At 54.6% G+C, this 18,060-nt stretch carries 14 protein-coding genes; 1 reads left to right on the top strand and 13 read right to left on the bottom strand.

Annotated features, from left to right (window positions below):
* Positions 1–45: 45 nt before the first annotated feature.
* From hemW to gpr, 6 genes are all read right to left on the bottom strand, one after another.
* Complete coding sequence (hemW, locus tag FHS18_RS04930; protein WP_183597613.1) at positions 46–1,203, bottom strand: radical SAM family heme chaperone HemW; 1,158 nt, start codon at positions 1,201–1,203, stop codon at positions 46–48.
* A 187-nt stretch (positions 1,204–1,390) separates the two neighbouring features.
* Positions 1,391–3,205, bottom strand: a complete 1,815-nt coding sequence (gene lepA, locus FHS18_RS04925) for a translation elongation factor 4 (RefSeq protein ID WP_183597611.1) — start codon at positions 3,203–3,205, stop codon at positions 1,391–1,393.
* Positions 3,206–3,271: 66 nt separating this feature from the next.
* Entirely contained in the window at positions 3,272–3,757 is a 486-nt protein-coding gene (locus FHS18_RS04920) for a hypothetical protein (RefSeq protein WP_183597609.1), read from the bottom strand.
* Between the two features lie 30 nt (positions 3,758–3,787).
* Positions 3,788–5,083: a stage II sporulation protein P gene (gene spoIIP, locus FHS18_RS04915; RefSeq protein WP_183597607.1), complete on the bottom strand. Its 1,296-nt coding sequence runs from the start codon at positions 5,081–5,083 to the stop codon at positions 3,788–3,790.
* Between the two features lie 175 nt (positions 5,084–5,258).
* Positions 5,259–7,400: a methyl-accepting chemotaxis protein gene (locus FHS18_RS04910; protein WP_183597605.1), complete on the bottom strand. Its 2,142-nt coding sequence runs from the start codon at positions 7,398–7,400 to the stop codon at positions 5,259–5,261.
* 265 nt (positions 7,401–7,665) lie between these two features.
* Entirely contained in the window at positions 7,666–8,664 is a 999-nt protein-coding gene (gene gpr / locus FHS18_RS04905) for a GPR endopeptidase (protein ID WP_183597603.1), read from the bottom strand.
* A gap of 200 nt (positions 8,665–8,864) precedes the next feature.
* On the opposite strand from gpr, the gene rpsT reads away from it, so the two are divergent.
* On the top strand, positions 8,865–9,137 hold the full coding sequence (gene rpsT, locus FHS18_RS04900; protein WP_183597601.1) for a 30S ribosomal protein S20: 273 nt from the start codon (positions 8,865–8,867) through the stop codon (positions 9,135–9,137).
* Positions 9,138–9,237: 100 nt separating this feature from the next.
* Here rpsT and holA read toward each other — a convergent pair whose 3' ends face one another.
* From holA to FHS18_RS04865, 7 genes are all read right to left on the bottom strand, one after another.
* Positions 9,238–10,251, bottom strand: a complete 1,014-nt coding sequence (holA, locus tag FHS18_RS04895) for a DNA polymerase III subunit delta (protein WP_221401201.1) — start codon at positions 10,249–10,251, stop codon at positions 9,238–9,240.
* 309 nt (positions 10,252–10,560) lie between these two features.
* Positions 10,561–11,709, bottom strand: a complete 1,149-nt coding sequence (locus FHS18_RS04890; RefSeq protein ID WP_281378675.1) for an anti-sigma factor — start codon at positions 11,707–11,709, stop codon at positions 10,561–10,563.
* A 14-nt stretch (positions 11,710–11,723) separates the two neighbouring features.
* Positions 11,724–12,272: a sigma-70 family RNA polymerase sigma factor gene (locus tag FHS18_RS04885; protein ID WP_183597597.1), complete on the bottom strand. Its 549-nt coding sequence runs from the start codon at positions 12,270–12,272 to the stop codon at positions 11,724–11,726.
* Positions 12,273–12,510: 238 nt separating this feature from the next.
* Positions 12,511–13,473, bottom strand: a complete 963-nt coding sequence (locus FHS18_RS04880; RefSeq protein WP_183597595.1) for a D-2-hydroxyacid dehydrogenase — start codon at positions 13,471–13,473, stop codon at positions 12,511–12,513.
* A gap of 135 nt (positions 13,474–13,608) precedes the next feature.
* On the bottom strand, positions 13,609–16,314 hold the full coding sequence (locus FHS18_RS04875; RefSeq protein ID WP_183597593.1) for a ComEC/Rec2 family competence protein: 2,706 nt from the start codon (positions 16,312–16,314) through the stop codon (positions 13,609–13,611).
* A 102-nt stretch (positions 16,315–16,416) separates the two neighbouring features.
* Positions 16,417–16,947 carry a deoxycytidylate deaminase gene (locus FHS18_RS04870; RefSeq protein WP_183597592.1) on the bottom strand — a complete coding sequence of 177 codons (531 nt, stop codon included), beginning with the start codon at positions 16,945–16,947 and terminating at the stop codon, positions 16,417–16,419.
* Between the two features lie 101 nt (positions 16,948–17,048).
* A complete protein-coding gene (locus FHS18_RS04865; protein ID WP_183597590.1) occupies positions 17,049–17,558 on the bottom strand; it encodes a ComEA family DNA-binding protein in 510 nt (169 codons plus the stop codon).
* Positions 17,559–18,060: the final 502 nt, after the last annotated feature.

The raw sequence follows: 18,060 nt of genomic DNA, 5'->3' as shown, positions 1-18,060 counted from the left end.
CTTTATTTTTTGTATCAAGTTATTCAAAAGCCTCGCTATCGGTTCCTAGCCTTCCAGAAAAGCGCCGAACACTTCATTGCCGAGCGGAATGCCTTTGGCCGATAGCTTGTAGCCGCCGCCATTCCCCTCCGTTGTCTCTAACAGACCGGCTGCCACCAACCGGTCAATCGTCCCGCCGAACACATCCTGCAGCGACCGCCCGTTGAATTGGAGCTGGAAATCCGCATTCGATACGCCGCTAAGCATACGAAGTCCGACCATCATAAAGTCTTCCATCGCTTCCTGCTCGTCCACCTCGCCGCTGCTTAATTGCGGCAGCCGTTCTTGCGTGGCATCAATGTACGGCTGAACCCCTTTAATATTGATATGGCGCACGCCCCGAGCATACCCGTGAGCGCCGGCACCAAGGCCGTAGTAAGGCTCATTGCGCCAATACGTAATGTTGTGTCGGCTCTCGAATCCCGGCTTCGCGAAATTACTGATTTCGTAATGGCCGTACCCGGCGCTGGTCAGACGATCGATCAGATGCATGTACATGGCAAGCTCATCCTCTTCCGGAGGAAGCGGCAGTTCATTGCGTTCGTACAGCTTATGGAACAGCGTGTTCTCCTCGACCTTGAGACCGTACAGCGAATAATGCGTCAGTTCCAGCGCAAGCGCACGCGTCACGCTGTCCGCCAACGTCTCCACCGATTGCCCGGGCAAGCCGAACATGAGGTCGATCGACAGGTTATTGAAGCCTGCTGCACGGGCATTCTCGATACTCCGGTACACGTCGTCCACGTTATGAATGCGGCCGATCCGCTCCAGCAAGCCGTTATCGAACGACTGCACGCCGAAGCTGATCCGGTTGACGCCTCCCGCTTTCATCGCGGCGAGCTTGTCGGGATCTACCGTGCCCGGGTTCGCTTCCATCGAGAACTCTACCCCGGGGACGAGCGGGAAGTGCCGCTTGACCGAGGCCAGGAACCGCTCCATCTGCGGCGGGGTCAGCACGGTCGGCGTTCCTCCGCCCACGAATACGGTATGAATTTCCTCAGGCGGCATGACGGCGACGGTTCGAGCCATCTCCCGCTCGAGCGCATCCAAATATTCATCCACCGGCTGTCCCTTCAGGACATAGGAGGTGAAATCGCAATAATGACATTTGTTCGTACAAAACGGAATGTGAATATACAACGCGCGAGGCGAGTGAAGCAGCATTCCTTCTGCCCCCTTTCATTCATTGAAAAAGGGCCACACGCGGTGACCCTTCCTCACAAAAGTTAATTTCGAGATGAATGCTCCATTCTCCATCTTACGATGGTGAACGCAAACCAATCATCTGGACGAATGCTGGATGAATGCTGTATTCCCTTTCTTCCGAAAGGGAACACAAACCATTCATCCTCTATTCATCAATTTTCAATACCGCCATGAACGCTTCCTGCGGCACTTCGACGGAGCCTACTTGCTTCATCCGCTTCTTGCCTTCCTTCTGCTTCTCGAGCAGCTTCCGTTTACGGCTGATGTCACCGCCGTAACACTTGGCCAGGACGTTCTTGCGCATCGCTTTAACGGTCTCACGCGCAATAACTTTATTCCCGATCGAGGCTTGAATCGGAACTTCGAACATCTGGCGAGGGATAAGATCCTTCAGTTTCTCACAGATTATGCGTCCACGCTGGTAAGCGCGATCGCGATGCACGATGACGGACAAGGCGTCGACCTGCTCGTTGTTGAGCATGATGTCCATCTTCACGAGCTTCGATTGACGGTAGCCGGACAGCTCATAATCGAAGGAAGCGTAGCCCTTGGTGCTCGATTTCAACTGATCGAAGAAATCGTAGACGATCTCCGACAGTGGAATATTGTAAGTCAACGTTACGCGATTCGTATCGAGATATTCCATGTTGACGAACTCGCCGCGTTTATTCTGGCACAGTTCCATGATCGCGCCTACATAATCGTTCGGCACGATGACGCCAGCTTTGACGTAAGGCTCCTCGACAAAATCGATCTTGCCCACTTCCGGATAGTTGGACGGGTTGTCGATCGAAATCGTCTCGCCGTTCGTCAGCGTTACTTTATAGATAACGCTCGGCGCAGTTGTGATGAGCGGAATATTGAATTCACGTTCAATCCGCTCTTGGATAATCTCCATATGGAGCAGACCCAGGAATCCGCAGCGGAAGCCGAAGCCCAGCGCCGTGGAAGTCTCCGGCTCATAGCTGAGCGATGCATCGTTAAGCTCCAGCTTCTCGAGCGCATCGCGCAGATCGTTATAATCCTGCGTCTCGATCGGGTAGAGACCGCAGTATACCATCGGGTTGATTTTGCGATAACCCGGCAGCGGTTCTGGCGCAGGATTCTTCGCCTCGGTTACGGTATCGCCGACGCGCGTATCCTTCACGTTCTTGATACCCGCTACGACAAAGCCTACGTCGCCGACGGCAAGCTCGTCCACGATCCCCATACGAGGCTTGAACGCGCCTACTTCGATTACCTCGAACTCGGCGCCTGTCGCCATGAAGCGGATTTTCTTGCCGGCTTTGATGCTGCCGTCAACGACGCGCACGTAGACGATAACGCCTTTGTACGGATCGTAGTGCGAGTCGAAGATAAGCGCCTTAAGCGGCTGGTCCGGATCGCCCGTCGGCGCCGGTACCTTGGAGACTACCTGCTCCAAAATTTCTTTGATGCCGATGCCTGCTTTGGCGGAAGCCAGTACAGCATCGCTCGCGTCCAGGCCGATGACATCCTCGACCTCTTGCTTCACCCGTTCAGGCTCCGCGCTCGGAAGGTCGATTTTGTTGATAACCGGCAGCACTTCAAGATTGTTATCGAGCGCCAGATAAACGTTCGCAAGCGTCTGAGCCTCAATACCTTGCGCCGCGTCAACAACGAGCAGCGCGCCTTCGCAAGCGGCCATACTCCGGGATACCTCGTATGTGAAGTCGACGTGTCCCGGCGTGTCGATCAGGTTCAATATATACGTCTCGCCATCGTCTGCCTTGTAGTTCAGGCGAACGGCCTGCAGCTTGATGGTAATGCCGCGTTCCCGTTCCAAGTCCATCTGGTCGAGCACTTGCTCTTGCATCTCGCGGGAGGTCAATGCTCCCGTGTATTCCAAGATACGATCCGCCAATGTCGATTTGCCGTGGTCAATATGGGCAATGATTGAAAAGTTCCGGATCTTCTTCTGTCGGTCACGAACGTCCGTCATGCCAAACCCCCAAAATTACGATATTGCTAGCCATTCTACATATTATATCAGTTTGGGTGGTTACCATCAATCCGTAACGGATTCGAATAACGACACGACGAATCGTATCCCTTGATTAGACAGTGTCTGCAGCACGCCGGCCGTCCCGTCAGCCAGTTTATTGACCGTCGTATCTTCGTGCAGATCCGGTATGCCCGGCAGCCGCTCGTTCTCTGCCGGCACCTCCACGACCTCCGTGCGGCGCTTCCCTTCCGGATCGCGCTGCGCTTCGCCCACTGTCCTGCCCGTGCCCGTTTGCTGCGGGAATTGTTCCACCTCGGCCGATGCGGACGACGCCGTTTGCTCGAGAGAAAGCGCGCCGCCTGCCGTAGCAGATGCCTGGCCGGTTGGTGTCTGGCTAACAGGTGTCTGTTCTCCGATGGTTTTGACCTCCGATTGCTCGACAGGCCCGTAGATTCGCTCCACTCCGCTAGTCGCCAGATCGATTCCGAACATGACCACCAAGACGATCATTCCTCCAAGCATTGCCCATTGCAGCGGTTGACGGCGCATTCGCACTTCCTCCTTTAACCATTATGGTCGTTAACTTGCTACTTTCGTGCTTACTTTCTCATCTTTCCAGTACATATCCGATATTACTTTGGCCAACGCGTCGATGGTCCGATTCGATTCTTCCAGCGTATTATCCACGCCGCCGACCTCGATCAGTACGCTGTCCGGCGAGACAGACTGGTTGTATTCGCCATTGCCGTTAGCAGAAGTTTTGCCCCAAACCCCGCGCGAAATACCCGGATAGGCCTTCTCCAGCGCGGTATGAATCTCGGAGGCGAACGCCTCGTTCTTCTTCCAGTTCGGGTTGCCGTGACCGATGATGAAAAAGACTTGCGCATAAGTCTTGCCGTTAATCGTGGCCGTCGTCAGATCTTTCTTCTGCGAATCGCGGTGGATATCGAAGAAATACTGCAGTTCCCTATGAGCGGCCATCGCCTCGGTTACCGTCTTCTTCGAATATTTGTAGGAGAGCACCCAGCGGTAATCCTTGATCGCCGTCGGGTAATCCGTCGCCGAAGCGATTGCCCCGATACCTTGCTCCTCCAGCTTCTGAGCCAACCGCTTGCCGAGCAGGGAGATATTCTTCGTCGTGGACTGCGGATCCTCGACCGTCTTGCCAAGCACCGGATTCCATGATTCGCGAGCATGCGAGTGATAAATGAACACGACTTTTTTGCTGCCGGTCGTCGGCTTCGCCGGCGTCTTGTCCGGCTGCGTCTCCGGCGTATTCGTCTGCCCGCCGGCGCCGCCTGCCGCGCTGCCGCCGTCCGTACTGAAATCCTCATCGGCGTCCGGGCTTGGCCGGCCCGATCCGTCGCCGCCAGGATTGTTGCCCTCGACCGCCGGGTCGCTTACCGGATCGTCGCTGCCGTCATGAATCGGCGCGTTGTCTTCCGGCTCAACCGTCGTCCCGGCCGTCTCTCCTGGACGTATAAGCACGGCGCTTTCGGCGTTCATGCCCGGATATTCCCGGGCGAGCAAGCTTTTCGGATCATTCGGGTTAATATCGGTCAGCACTTGGACCAGAAAAGCGCTCATCTGTTTCGTCGAGATCGAGGAAGACGTGCTGCCATCATCAGCCCCCGGCATTTCCATCGCGAGTATATCGTTAAATGTCCCTTCCGAGACGGAGGCTGCGAACCCCTTCATGGAAGAGACAGGCGAAGACGACGACTTCTGTTGAATGATAGCTCCTACCCCGATAACCAACACCATGACCATCGAACCGAGTGACAGCAGCATAAACATCCGTCCGGTTACGAGCAGCGACTTCAGCTGCCGGCTTCCTTTTCCTAGATTCCACGTCATAATCGTTTGCTTCCTCATTGCATGCGCCCCCTCCAAGTTGTTGGCCACTACTAACCTATGGGACATCTTCGATTAATAGAACCTTTCATAGATTGAATTGAGAGAATAGAGAACAGGAGGGAGCAATACTGGTCCGCAAATAGAAAAAGACGCACCGTAACGGCACGTCGATCTCATGAATAAACCTATTGAATTAGACCTTGAATCTGTCGATCATGCGCTCCAGCTCAAGTGCGGACATCCGCAGCGATTCCGAGGACGCGGAGATTTCTTCCATGATCGCAAGCTGCTCCTCCGAGAAAGCGGAAGCTTCTTGCGTGTGAGACTTGGCCGATGCGGCCACATTAACCATCTGACCGGTAGCCGACGCGACCTGCTGCGTGCTGGCCGACATTTGCTGCGACGCAGCCGATACATCCTGCATCTGGTTGGCCGCGTGGCGGACGGTCTCCAGAATACGATGGAAGGCGGATTCCGTCTGTTCCATCATGGTTCGGCCTTTACCCGTCTCGGCTACGCCTTGATCAATCGCGCGAAGCGCTTGTTCGCTAAGCCCGTGAATAGAACGGACGACCCCGATGATCTGACCGGTCGACTGCTTCGTCTGCTCTGCCAGATGCTTCACCTCGGATGCGACCACCATAAACCCTGCTCCATGCTCTCCTGCTCTCGCAGCTTCGATGGAAGCATTCAGCGCAAGCAACGAGGTCTGCGAAGCGATCTCCGATATGAATTTGACGATAGCATCGATCTGCTTGCCTTGCTCGGCTAGCTGCCCGATGACGGTTGCCGACTCTCCGACCGATTGTCCGATCGCCCCCATCTGCGCCACCGCTGCCCGCACCGTCTGCATGCCGCCCCCAGCCTCACCTTCCGCATCGGCGGCCGATTCGGAAGCCGCCATCGACGCGGCGGCAACCTGGTCGATTCCATGCGCCATCTCTTCCATAGCGCGGGATGTCGTCATCGCTGCCTCGTTCTGTTCGACGGCGCCGCCTGCTATATCCTGCAGCACGCTGGCAACGCGCTCGCTGCCTGATGCAGATTCGGCCGAAGCGGCAGCCAGCTGTTCAGAGGCTTCAACAACTTTGACCGACATTTGTTTGCTCGCGGCAATCATGCGTTGGAAGGCTTGCGCCATATCGTTAAAGGCTACGCCAATATCCTTCATCTCATCCTTCGTAGCCAGGCTAGCCCGCACGGTCAGATCGCCTGCCGCGAGCCGTTCGGATACGTTACGGAGCTCGATCACATGGCGTCGAACGGAAATATAAAACGTTACGAAAAAGTATAGCGCGATCAATACGATCATGATCATGACAACAAGAAGCAGCAGCAGCTCCCGATCTGCATCGTCAATGGCTTCATGGAGTATTCCCGTGTAAGCGTCCCGTTCGCCGGCCAGCAATTGCTTGTTGGCGTCGATCGCGCTCGTTAACAAGCCATCGAGGTCTTCCGCCCCCAGCGTCACGCTGAACGTATTCACCATACTGGAAGTAACGGACGCCACCATCGCGCCAGTCGCTCCCGTGCTCGCATTAAGCGGCGTAGTCAGAGCTTCCTTCAGCTCGGCCCTCTCCGTTATGGCTGCGGCGGTCTCTTGTGCGATTTGCTGCGAAGTGATCTCGATAGCGCTTAGCAGCGCCGAGAGCGACTTGCGGTCGGAATCGTCCAGATCGCCTTTATACAGCAAATACTTCGCATAAGCCTGCAGCTCGCCTTGTTGAACGAGCAGTTGAGGGAGCAGCTTGGTTGCATTATTTTTCAAATAATAATTCGATAGATCGCTATCGAGCACGAGATGTTTCTTATTCCGCACAGTGGTCATCATGGCAACCGTATCTTCGATTAGGGATTGATGCCAGCTTAAGCTCTCCGTCGCTGAAAGCTCAGCCGTGCTAGATTGGATCTCTTCCCAGCCCTGCTTGACCCGTTTCCAATCGGAGTCCGTGCCGATCTCGACTCCGGATTGTGCCGTATAGGCATCTACCGCCGCTACAGCGGATGCGATCTGCTGCTGGACGGCTTCGATCGCCTTCGTCTGCTCCGCGTCCCTTGTATCGGCCGTGAACCATGAACGATGTTCGACGAAAAGCGTTAACAGAGGCTCGATCTTGCCGAGGTACTCCATGCCCTCCAACTCCTGCTGATGTATCTTCCGATCCTCACCGTTATTCGTCACATAAAGAGCCGACACCGCGATAAGCGGGACAAGCAGCAGTATGCCGATCAAGAGAAACTTCATCAGGTAGGTCAGCCGCTTCATGACGGCTACCCCAGGCGCAAACAGCGGATTCAGCCAACTTATAGACTTGCTTCGTCTCTCCCTCTTCATGAGGCTTCCCTCCCAAATCACCGATCTTACATACCGCGTTAGACTTAGGAAGATAGGACCTTCGTATGGCGGATTATGTAGAAATAGTGCGATATATGACGCTTGATTCTTGGTTTATAGCACAGAAGAATCAAGGATGTAAATAGCTGCGCCACATGTAATCGCTTCATTCATGACTATGCACAAAAGCGCCCCGCACGAGTGTGCGGAGCGCTATTCTGACACCCTCTGTAAGCGGCCCCGTTATAGGTATTTTCTTGGCTTATCAATGCGTATACGCAGCGACGTTCGAGGAGTCGACCGCTTCGTGCAGCCCGGCATTGAGTCCGCTTGCGATGATGTTCGCAATGTCTTCGATAAACTGGTCGATTTCCTTCGGCGTTACCAGCAGATCTTGGCCGAGCGGCCCAAGAGCTTCCCTTACAAGCTGAAGGCGTTCCTGCTCGCTTATCGAATCGAGTAAGCCGAAGTCCGTCTTGGAGGTATGCTGCTGCAAATGTTCGCGAACCAGATCGATGCTGTTGTTCACGATCGTGGATGCATAAACGACCGTCGGAACGCCGATCGCAATAACCGGCACGCCGAGAATCTCCTTCGTTAAGCCGCGGCGCTTGTTCCCGATACCGGATCCGGGATGTATGCCCGTATCCGCGATCTGGATCGTCGTATTGACCCGTTCCAGCGCTCTGGAGGCCAGCGCATCAATCGCGATAATGACATCCGGCTTCGTCCGTTCAACGATACCTTGGACGATCTCGCTCGACTCGATGCCCGTAATGCCGAGCACGCCTGGCGCTACGGCACTCACGTTACGGTAGCCTGGCGCAACCTGATCCGGCATCAGCTCGTAGTAATGGCGGGTTACCATAACGTTCTCCACGACGAGCGGTCCCAAGGCGTCCGGCGTTACATTCCAGTTGCCTAGGCCCACGATGAGCACGTTTGAATTCTTCCCTACGCCGATCCGCTCCAGGAACGATGAGAATTCCTGCGCAAGCGCCGTAGCTACGCGATCCTGCAGTCCTGTATCCTGTTTGCGAAGCTCCGGGACTTCGAAGGTGATATAATGTCCCGGCATTTTGCCGATCGCCCGGGAGCCTTGGTCGTTCTGAACTTCCAGACGGGTAATCTTAATGCCATCGTTATCGGTGAATTCGGAGACCAGTCCTGGGATAGGGCCGGCGCCGCCGGATTCCGCCCATTCTTTGGCCTCAAGCGCCAAGTCGATGCTAACCGAGTACTCCTGCAGGTCAAGCTCTTCCATATCCGCTAGGTGCCCCTTCCATATCCGTTTGTGGTTAGGGTGGACCATGTTCCCTAATCTTATTCGAATCGCCCGCGTTCCTTCCTTGTGATGGCTTTCGGCAAGCCGTTGTTGGGCTCTTGCAATTTGGACATGTGCATGATAGAATATCTAAAGTTATGTTGTTACAAAGGTTGTTCCTTTTACGGGAGGTGAATGCAATGCCAAACATTAAGTCCGCTGTGAAACGCGTCAAAACGATCGAGAAACGCCGCGCTTTGAACGCTTCGCAGAAATCCGCGCTCCGCACGGCTGTTAAAGCTGCTGACCAAGCTGTTGTAGCTACTGATGTAGATGCTGCTAAAGCAGCTCTGATCACTGCTACGAAAAAGCTGGACAAAGCAGTGACTAAAGGCCTGATCCATAAAAATGCGGCTGCCCGCAAAAAGTCTCGTCTTGCTAAAAAGCTGAACGCTCTGGTAGCGCAAGCTTAATAAATGAATTAAAGTCCTGCCCTCTCCTTGCGAGAATGGCAGGACTTTTTTGTTGTGAGGCCGGTTGCGATCCGGAGTATGCGCTTGCGGCGCAGCCTACTTAAGAAGCCGCAAGCGATAACAGGAACAACTCCAGTCCAAGCGTCTTATCCACTTGACCGGTCTTCATTCGGTAGTCGAGATCGGCAATGGCATTCAGATGCTTGCCTAACGTAGCTACCTTGAACTTGCGGGCCTTCTCAGAAGCCAGCTTGACCCGGAACGGATGTATGCCGATTTGGCCGGCCATCTGCTGCGGCGAGTAGCTCTGCTGTTCAAGCTCCTTCACCTGCAGCATAATGCGCAGCTGACTGGCGATGAGGGCAGCGATCTTGATCGGCTCCTCACGGCGCAACAGTAAGTCGGCATACAGCTTGAGCGCGCGGTCAACCTGAAGGGAAGCCATGGCATCGATCAGCGCAAAGACGTCCTCTTCCACCGTCGTCGCAATCAGCTTCTCGACGGTTAATTCGTCAATGGCACCGCCTTCGCCTGCATGCAGACACAGCTTGTCCACTTCCTGCGCCAGCTGCTGCATGTTTTTGCCGGTCCGGGCAAGCAATAGCTCTGCCGCCTCCCGGCGCATCGTCCGCTTCTGTTCCTCCGCCCGCTTCATCGTCCACTGCAGCAGTTCATGCTCGTTCAACTCCGCGAACGCGATACAGGCGCCTTTCTCCTTCAGCAGCTTCACGACCTTGCGCCGCTCATCCATCTTCTCCGCCATAACTTGGAAGACAATCACGGATGTGTCGCAAGGGTTGTTGATATACTCAATCAGGCTTGCCGTCTGATGATCGATCTTGCCGCCTTCCTTGGCGCTTGCGGCCGCGGTAAGCACCGATTGGTCCCGAATGATGACCAGCTTACGCGAAGCGAAGAATGGCAGCGTATCGGCCTCTGCAACGGCTTCCTCGACCGGCGTCTCCGACATATCGAATTTCACGAGCCCCAGCTCACGTTCTTCCTCCGGCAGCAGCTTCTCCGTCAGTCCTGCGACGAATTGGCGCATCCGGTAACGATCTTGACCATACAAGACATATACCGGCCGGAATGTCCCGGATTTCCATTCTTTCATTGCATCCCTTAGTTCGATTCCCGTCTCCCCCTTAGCAGCGAATTCACTTGTCCTATCATACCATGTCCCGCACAGGCTTGGCACCAGCGCTTCTGACAACTACGCCGCCCGCGGATGAAAACAAACAGAGGGATGAAGCTGATCGCTTCATCCCTCTGTCCCTAAACATCTATATAAACATTCAACAGCAGGCAGCCCATGGTACTGTGCTGCGAATGGTCATACGACGTAAAGGCTGCGCCTTCTCACGTTGTATCGATAATACAGTATACGCAGGTATCCCACTAAGTGTGCATCTTTCCCGTCATATTATGGCGTATTTTGCAGCGGAGTAATCGTACCTGCCTCTACATCGATCCGGTACGAGGTGCTTGTTCCATCTTCGGCAATGGCCTCATAGGTCAACGATTTGCTGTCTTCTGACCATACAATGGATCCGATTCCGCCTGGAGCAGGTTCGGTATGAAGCACAAACATCATATCCGCTTGTACATAGATGTTCAGTATATTGGCATCGGGGTCGATCGAAGCCTTGTAGTGGCCATCGGGCGACACGAAATCGTTGGCGATCTGCGTAATGCCGTTAATTTGAGCTTTATTATCTTGCACTTGCTCCTCGTCTGAACTCGAAGCCCCGAAGCTCTTCACTTCCTTATCCGCCGGGTCGACGGAATCGGCTTGCATGGCCGGATCCGGCTGGGCGGTGAAGCTCTGGTTCGGCGAATTGCCCGCGCCATCGGCTACCTCATCCGCGCTGTCCGTCTGTGCCTGGCCGCCGCTATTGCTGCCATCCGACCGTTCAGCTTGGGATGTGCTCGGTTGCTCTGCATTGCGGTAGATATCTTCCGGCTCCTTCGGTTCATCTGTGGCCGGCTTGTCGTTATCTGCCGAGGATGTGCTCACTTCCTCATCTGAAGCAAGCTCTTTGGCCATCGGCTCCGACGTCGCGCTTTCCGTTACCAGGTTGCTTTTGAACGTGGCCGCTCCAGTATCTGCAGCGGCGTCATCGGTCGACGAGGACGCCGATTCTTGCGCCGTGCTCAGCCCGTCTCCGGTATTGCCCGCATTGTACGTGACGAGGAACAACCCGGCTACGAGTCCAGCGGCCACGACGCCGCCGAGCGCCCGCATGGAGAAGCGGTCGAACCATCGTCTTGGGCGTTGCACGCGTCGTTCGATCGGCGCCTTGTCTGTATCGGCAAGCGGCAGCAACGGTGCTGCAGCGGTATTGTCCATGTCGGTGTTCGTTTCCGGAGTCAGTTCGGCAAGCCGTGGCAGAATCGCGTCAACCAGGCTGTACGGCGGTGTGACCTTCGGCAAATTTTCCAGCCCGCTTGAAAGCAGCTGCAGCCGGTCAAACATCTCTGCACATTCTGGGCAATGCCGCAAATGAGTCATCAAGGCTTCGCTTTCTTGATCATCAAGATCGCCGTCAAGCTGTCTTTGCATATCATCCATCACCTCTTGACACATCATCCTCGGACACCACCTTTCTGATAATCATGTAAGTAAGTTTGCAGCTGTTGTCTTGCCCGGAATAAATAGGATTTGACCGTGTTTAACGGCAGGTCAAGCGAATCGGCGATCTCGTTGTAAGAGAAATCCTGCAGATACCGCAGCACGACGACTGCTCGATGGTGCTCTGGAAGCTTGTCAATGGCTTTGCGGATATCTTCGCTGGCGTAGGTTGCCAGCACTTCCTCTTCAACACTATGCGTATCGCGGAATACCATCTCATGCTCGTCAATCGATATGGTCGGCTTGCTGCGGCGGAATTTATCGATACAAATATTCGTTACGATCCGCTGCACCCATGTTTTGAATTGGGCCTTCTCTTCATACGAACCGATCTTTGTATATATACGGATGAGCGCTTCTTGCGCGGCATCCATCGCATCCTGCTCGTTGTTTAGTATATAGTAGGCTGTCCGGTAAACATGGTTTTCAATCTCTCGCAATAGAGAAATAAGAGCATCGCTGTCGCCTGCTTGTGCAGCTTTTATGAGGCCGGGCTCTACCACGAAGGATCCCCCTCTCTTGCAACCTTACAGACGCGAAGGCACGCCGTTATGTTGCAGGTTCAAATAAAAAATCTTTGAAAAAATTTAAGGTTGGGCTAGACGGTGAGGTAAAGACCGTTTTCCCAACCTTTAGAATAACAAAAAAAGAAATAACCGTATAGATTAGGTCCGCCGCTGCGTATGAACGGTAGCGGAGACGAATCTTTGAGCCGCGTCAGCGCATCGGACTTAGGTTAGGTCAATAACCAAGCTTCAGTTCAACCCGGTTGATCGATGGCGTAATACCTGCCGCATACTGCTCCAGGTTGGCCGTGAATATATCGATCAGCCGATCGGTGTAGCGATATGTACTGCCCGCATTATGCGGCGTCACGATGACGTTCTCCATCTGCCATAGCGGATGATCCGCCGGCAGGGGCTCCTCCTCGAACACGTCGAGGCCCGCTCCGGCTAGTTTGCCGTCCGTTAAAGCCTGCAGGAGCGCTGCGGTATCGGTTGTTGCGCCGCGGCCAATATTAATGTAGTAGGACGCATCTTTCATGGCGTCGAAGGCCGCCTTGTCCATTATGTGCTTGGTTTCCGCCGTATGCGGCAAGCAATTGACGACAAAATCGCTCTCGCTCAGCAGCTCGTGAAGCTGCGGCATATCGTACATCCGGTCCACATTCGGCGTTGCCAGGCCAGATCTGCGAACGCCGAGGACGCGCATATCGAACGCCTTGGCGATCCTTGCCGTCTCTTCGCCGATCGCACCGACTCCGATAATGCCGAGCGTACGGCCATGCAGCTCGCCAAGCTCGCCGTATTTGCCCCAACTGCGCTCCTGCTGGCTGCGAATCGCGGTATGCAGCTGACGGGTGAACGCAAGCAGCATGGCGAATATCGTCTCCGAGATCGGCGCCGCGTGCACGCCGGTCGCATTGGTTAACACGATATCCCGCGCCTGAATATCCGCTAGAGGCAAATGCTCCACGCCTGCTCCCCAATGCTGAATCCATCGTACGCGGGCATTCGGCTGGCGCAGGAAGCTTGCGGTTACCGCATTCCAGCCTACTACAACCGTAGCGTCTTCCAAATGGTGCAGCAGCTCTTGCTCCGAGAAACGAACATCGCTCGCGACTAGCTCAAATGCAGGCGCGGCAGCTCTAATCTGATCCAGATGATGATCTTTAACAGGATTGACGACTACGATTTTGTCCATACCTTCCATCCTCTCCCACGGTAAGTATGTAAGCTCATTATGTTCGGCAGCCAGGTTCATGCAGATCGGCCTTGGCAACCTTTGCTTAAGTTTTCACACAGATAGGAAAATCGTACCATTCCGGTCGAAGCCATGTCAATTCTGCAGATTGGAAGCTTCAAGTTTGGCCCTGTACGTCAGTATTCCCTCCGCATCCGCATTTAGCTGCACTTCACCGTCGTCATCTGTCCGCAGCACATGAGCCTCCGCCTGATCAAGACGATCCAGAACACCTGCATTCGGATGCCCGTATGTATTGTTGCGCCCTACGGAAATCACCGCTATCCGCGGTTTCCAATAATGAAGCCAGCCTTCGGTTGAAGAGGTTTTGGACCCGTGATGGCTAACTTTCATCACATCGACGCCTATGCTCGTTCCTCCGCCATTCATCCCCGCTGCTGCGCCAGTAAGAGCAGCTGCGCCTTCCGTAGTGGATTGGAGCTGCCCGATAATCCGTTCTTCCTCCTTGGCATCCGCATCGCCGGCGAACAAGAACGAGCGCTTGTTCATCGTCAGCAGGAAAGCGACGCTTTCCCCATTCTGATCATCGACCAGAGGCACAGACTCAGACTCGGGTTCATGTTCATGTGCGTGCTCGTCGCCCGACGACTTATCAGCGGTACTCGACAGCACCGTCATCCGGGTGCGCGAATCAATCTGCCATGACGCCCCCATCCGAGCTTCATACATCGGGATGTTCCGCTCGACAAGCAGGCTCATTAAGGCAATCGCATCATCCGAGTCTTTCAACGTTCCGTTCCATAGCACCTGCTTCACGGGGATCCCTTTGACAACCGCTTGCAGTCCTTTAATATGATCGGTGTCCAAATGGGACAGAACCAGCATGTCGATCTCCTGAACGCCTCGCTTCAGCAACAACGGCACGACGGTCTTCAGCCCGACCTCATATGGATCGCGACGATTGCGCCATGATTCGTCCACCTTCCGGAAGCTGACGGAACCGCCGCCGTCAACAAGGATATGGCGCCCCTCCGGCGATCGGATCAAGACGGAGTCGCCTTGCCCGACATCCAGAAAACTCACCTTCCCGTTGCGGTCCAGCGCATCTGGGTGATACGCCCAGACTAGCAAGCTCAAGACACCAACCAGAGATAGTCCGCCAGCAGCCAGCGAGCCGCGCGATCGAGAGCCTTCCGTCCGGCTGTCATTTGAGGGAGCGGCCTGCCGCCCATCGAGCGGGATCGTAATTTCCTCTTGCGAATCGACGGTAACCTTGTCGGCACGCCGACGCTCCGCTCTCCGTCCGGCCACCACTAGAAACAGAAGAATACCGGCATAGTACAGGACAATCCAGCCAACTGGCGGCGTTGCCCAAATTGTACGGCCGAACGGTATGGTGCTTAGGCCGTCGATCAATTTGAATGTCCCTTCATTCATGAGAATGGCCGCTTGGGCAACCAGTTTCCCGGCAGGAGCCCAGCATGTATGAAGCACGAGCGAAGCCCCGCCAAGAGGCATAACGATAAAGCTGATAAACGAGACCAGGACAAGATTGGCCGGCAGCGATAAGAGATTAAATTGGTTGAAGTAAAAGATCGTCAACGGGAAGGACGCCAGCTGCGCGACGACCGTAACGGTAATGGAATCATAGAGCCATTGCAGACGCTTGCTCTGAGGGAGCAGCTTGCGCGCAGGCGGCACGCCAAGAATCAGACCCGCTGTTACGAGAAACGAAAGCTGAAATCCGACGTCGTGCAGCATATAGGGATTCCACATAAGCATCAGCAAAGCAGCGGCGGCAAGCAGATGAAGCCCGTCCTTCAGACGGCCAAGCCTTGCCGCAGCTAACCCGAGCATTGCCATCAGCCCTGCGCGAATAACAGACGGCGACCCGCCGGAGATAAGCACGTAGAAGGGGACTGCGGCAATGAGCAGCACCGTAATCTTCTCCCTAGGCAGACGAAGCAGCTTCAGCAGAAGACCGACAATAAACAGGAATACGGCTACATGGAGCCCGGAAATCGCCAGAATATGCGTGAGTCCGAGTTGAGAGAACTGCCTGTACCGGTCGGGATCCAGATCATCCGTAATACCAAGAACGAGCCCTTTCATATAGCCGGATTGATCTTCGGGATACAGCATATCGACGCGGTCACCCAGCTCTTCCCGCCATCGATCGATCATCCCTAGCAGCCTTACTGTATCGTATCCCTGAGTATCGCTTACGTGAACAGAAGAAGTATCCGTCGCCGCTAGCAGCCAATGGATCCGCTGATTGACGAGATAAGCGCGATAATCGAAACCGTCGAAATTGGTAGCCGTACTGGGACGCTCCAACACTCCCTCTCGGATCTGCACCCGATTGCCTCGCTCCCAATGTGCCGCAACCTCCTGCTGCGGCTGTTCCGTGAGCTTCAATTGTACGAGCATCCGCTCGCCCGAAAGCTGGCTTGTCTCATCTTGTCCGTCTATCGTTATCGATTCCACGGCAATCTTGAACTGAGCACGGTCACCATCGACCTCAACAGGCGAAACAATCGTTCCTGCCGCGCTTGAAAAAGGAGCTTCATAAGCCGAATCTCGCTCTGATTCCGTCAGCAAATCCGTAAGTCTTGTCGCGTTCTGCATATCGGTCCAGGCGCGCTGCCCCATGGCCAGGCAGAATGCTGCCAGGCAAATCGCCGCTGTCCAACGCCCTCTCCGCTCCCGCAAGACGAGCACCAGAAGGAGCAGAACAAGCGATACGCCTGCAGCAATCCGTCCTGCCTGCGTCAGATAAGCGGCGGCGGCGCTGCCGAGAATCCAACATAGGGTGACGATGACGATCGGCCGATTCAACATCGGACTCCCTCCTTTCCCGCAAACAAAAAAACCTCCGAACATCGCCGTCTCAGGCGGATTGTCCGGAGGTTCTTCCTCGCTTCGAATCGATTCTAATCTCATTTAAGAAATAACGCTGACGCCTGCTTGTTCCGGAGGCGAATAACCATCCAGTTGACGGAAGGTGATGCCTTTCTGCGCCATCAATGTGATGACCTTCTCGCTATCCTTCGGGTAGGAGCGGTGGAACACAATCTCCCGCACGCCGCTATTAGCCAGCATGTTCGCGCAAGTCCAACATGGCTGATCCGTGACATAGACCGTCGATCCTTCACGATCGATCCGGTCGGTGAAGAGCAGCAGATTCTGCTCCGCATGGATCGTCCGAATGCAGCGCTGCTTCTTCGTGACCTGCTCCACGTCATCCACTATCTTCAGCTCGAACTCCTCGACTATCATGCAGCCTGCTTCCGAGCAATCAGAGACACCCATAGGAGCCCCGTTATAGGCTGTACCCAGCAGCTTCTTGCCCTGGACTAGCACAGAACCGACATGTCTTCTCGGACAGCGTGACCGGGTTGAAACCATATAAGCGATATCCATAAAGTAAGTGTCCCAATCTTTGCGAACCTGTTCGTGGGCGATCGTAACCATCTGTCGTTCTCCTTCTGCTAACCTTCACAAATCTTCTCGTCTGCTTGTTAGTCGAGTTATTCTGCGTCCTGGTCCATTCTAATCTACTTATTGTCGCACAATTACGGCAATGCGACAATGAGCGGCTTTATTTTCTCAAGCATTTTATCGCCGATGCCTTTGACGCGCAGCAGATCCTCCACCTTCCGATAGGCACCGTTGCTCGTCCGGTCCTCCACAATCGCTTGCGCCTTGGCCGCGCCGATGCCCGGCAGCGTGTCAAGTTCTTCGGCAGTCGCGCGATTGATATCAATCCGTTGATCCGCAGCCTCCGTGACGGTAGCAGGATTAGCGGAAGCGGCTGTCGTTGGCTCGGGAGCAACAGCCGAAACGGTGGTGGCAGCGTCCTGTCCCGCCGTATCTGCCGAGACGGTTGTACCCTTGGCTTCTTGCGTGTCTATTTGGCTAGATGCCGCATGATCCGCACCGGATTCCGAATCAGCTGCTGCCAGCATGGTCAACGTGGACTCTACTTCTTCCTCGATATTGACCCAATCCGGCTCATCGTTTTGCTTCGTCTCTCCCATGGCAAATAGGAGCAACACCGCCCCGGTGAGCAAAATTAGACTCATTACTGCATATTCTGAGGTGATGCGTCTACTAAAAAGCCGGTTCATTTCATCATCTCCCACCATAAATTGGAATGTCCTGTAAAATACGCGTCATGTTGGCCGAGCCGCCCTGCATACGGTAGTAAGAGCAGCCGGCAACGGTCGCTTCTTTGCCATTGTGCATGCCGCCAATCAACTCCGTTTCGCACGAGGCGAAACTTGTTGTTTACTTATGACGCTGCCCTTCTATTGCGGGAAGTGCCAAAGTTTATGCTTTCGACGCTGCACTTTCCCCCACGGAAAGTGCCAAGTTTATGCTTTCGACGCTGCACTTTCCTCCACGGAAAGTGCCAAGTTTATGCTTTCGACGCTGCACTTTCCCCCACGGAAAGTGCCAAGTTTATGCTTTCGACGCTGCACTTTCCTTGCGGAAAGTGCCAAGTTTATGCTTTCGACGCTGCACTTTCCCCCACGGAAAGTGCCAAGTTTATGCTTTCGACGCTGCACTTTCCTTGCGGAAAGT

The organism is Paenibacillus phyllosphaerae (assembly GCF_014192105.1).
Lineage (GTDB): Bacteria > Bacillota > Bacilli > Paenibacillales > Paenibacillaceae > Paenibacillus_Z > Paenibacillus_Z phyllosphaerae.
Note: the sequence above shows the minus strand (reverse complement) of the source record. Positions and strands in the feature narration are given on the sequence as shown.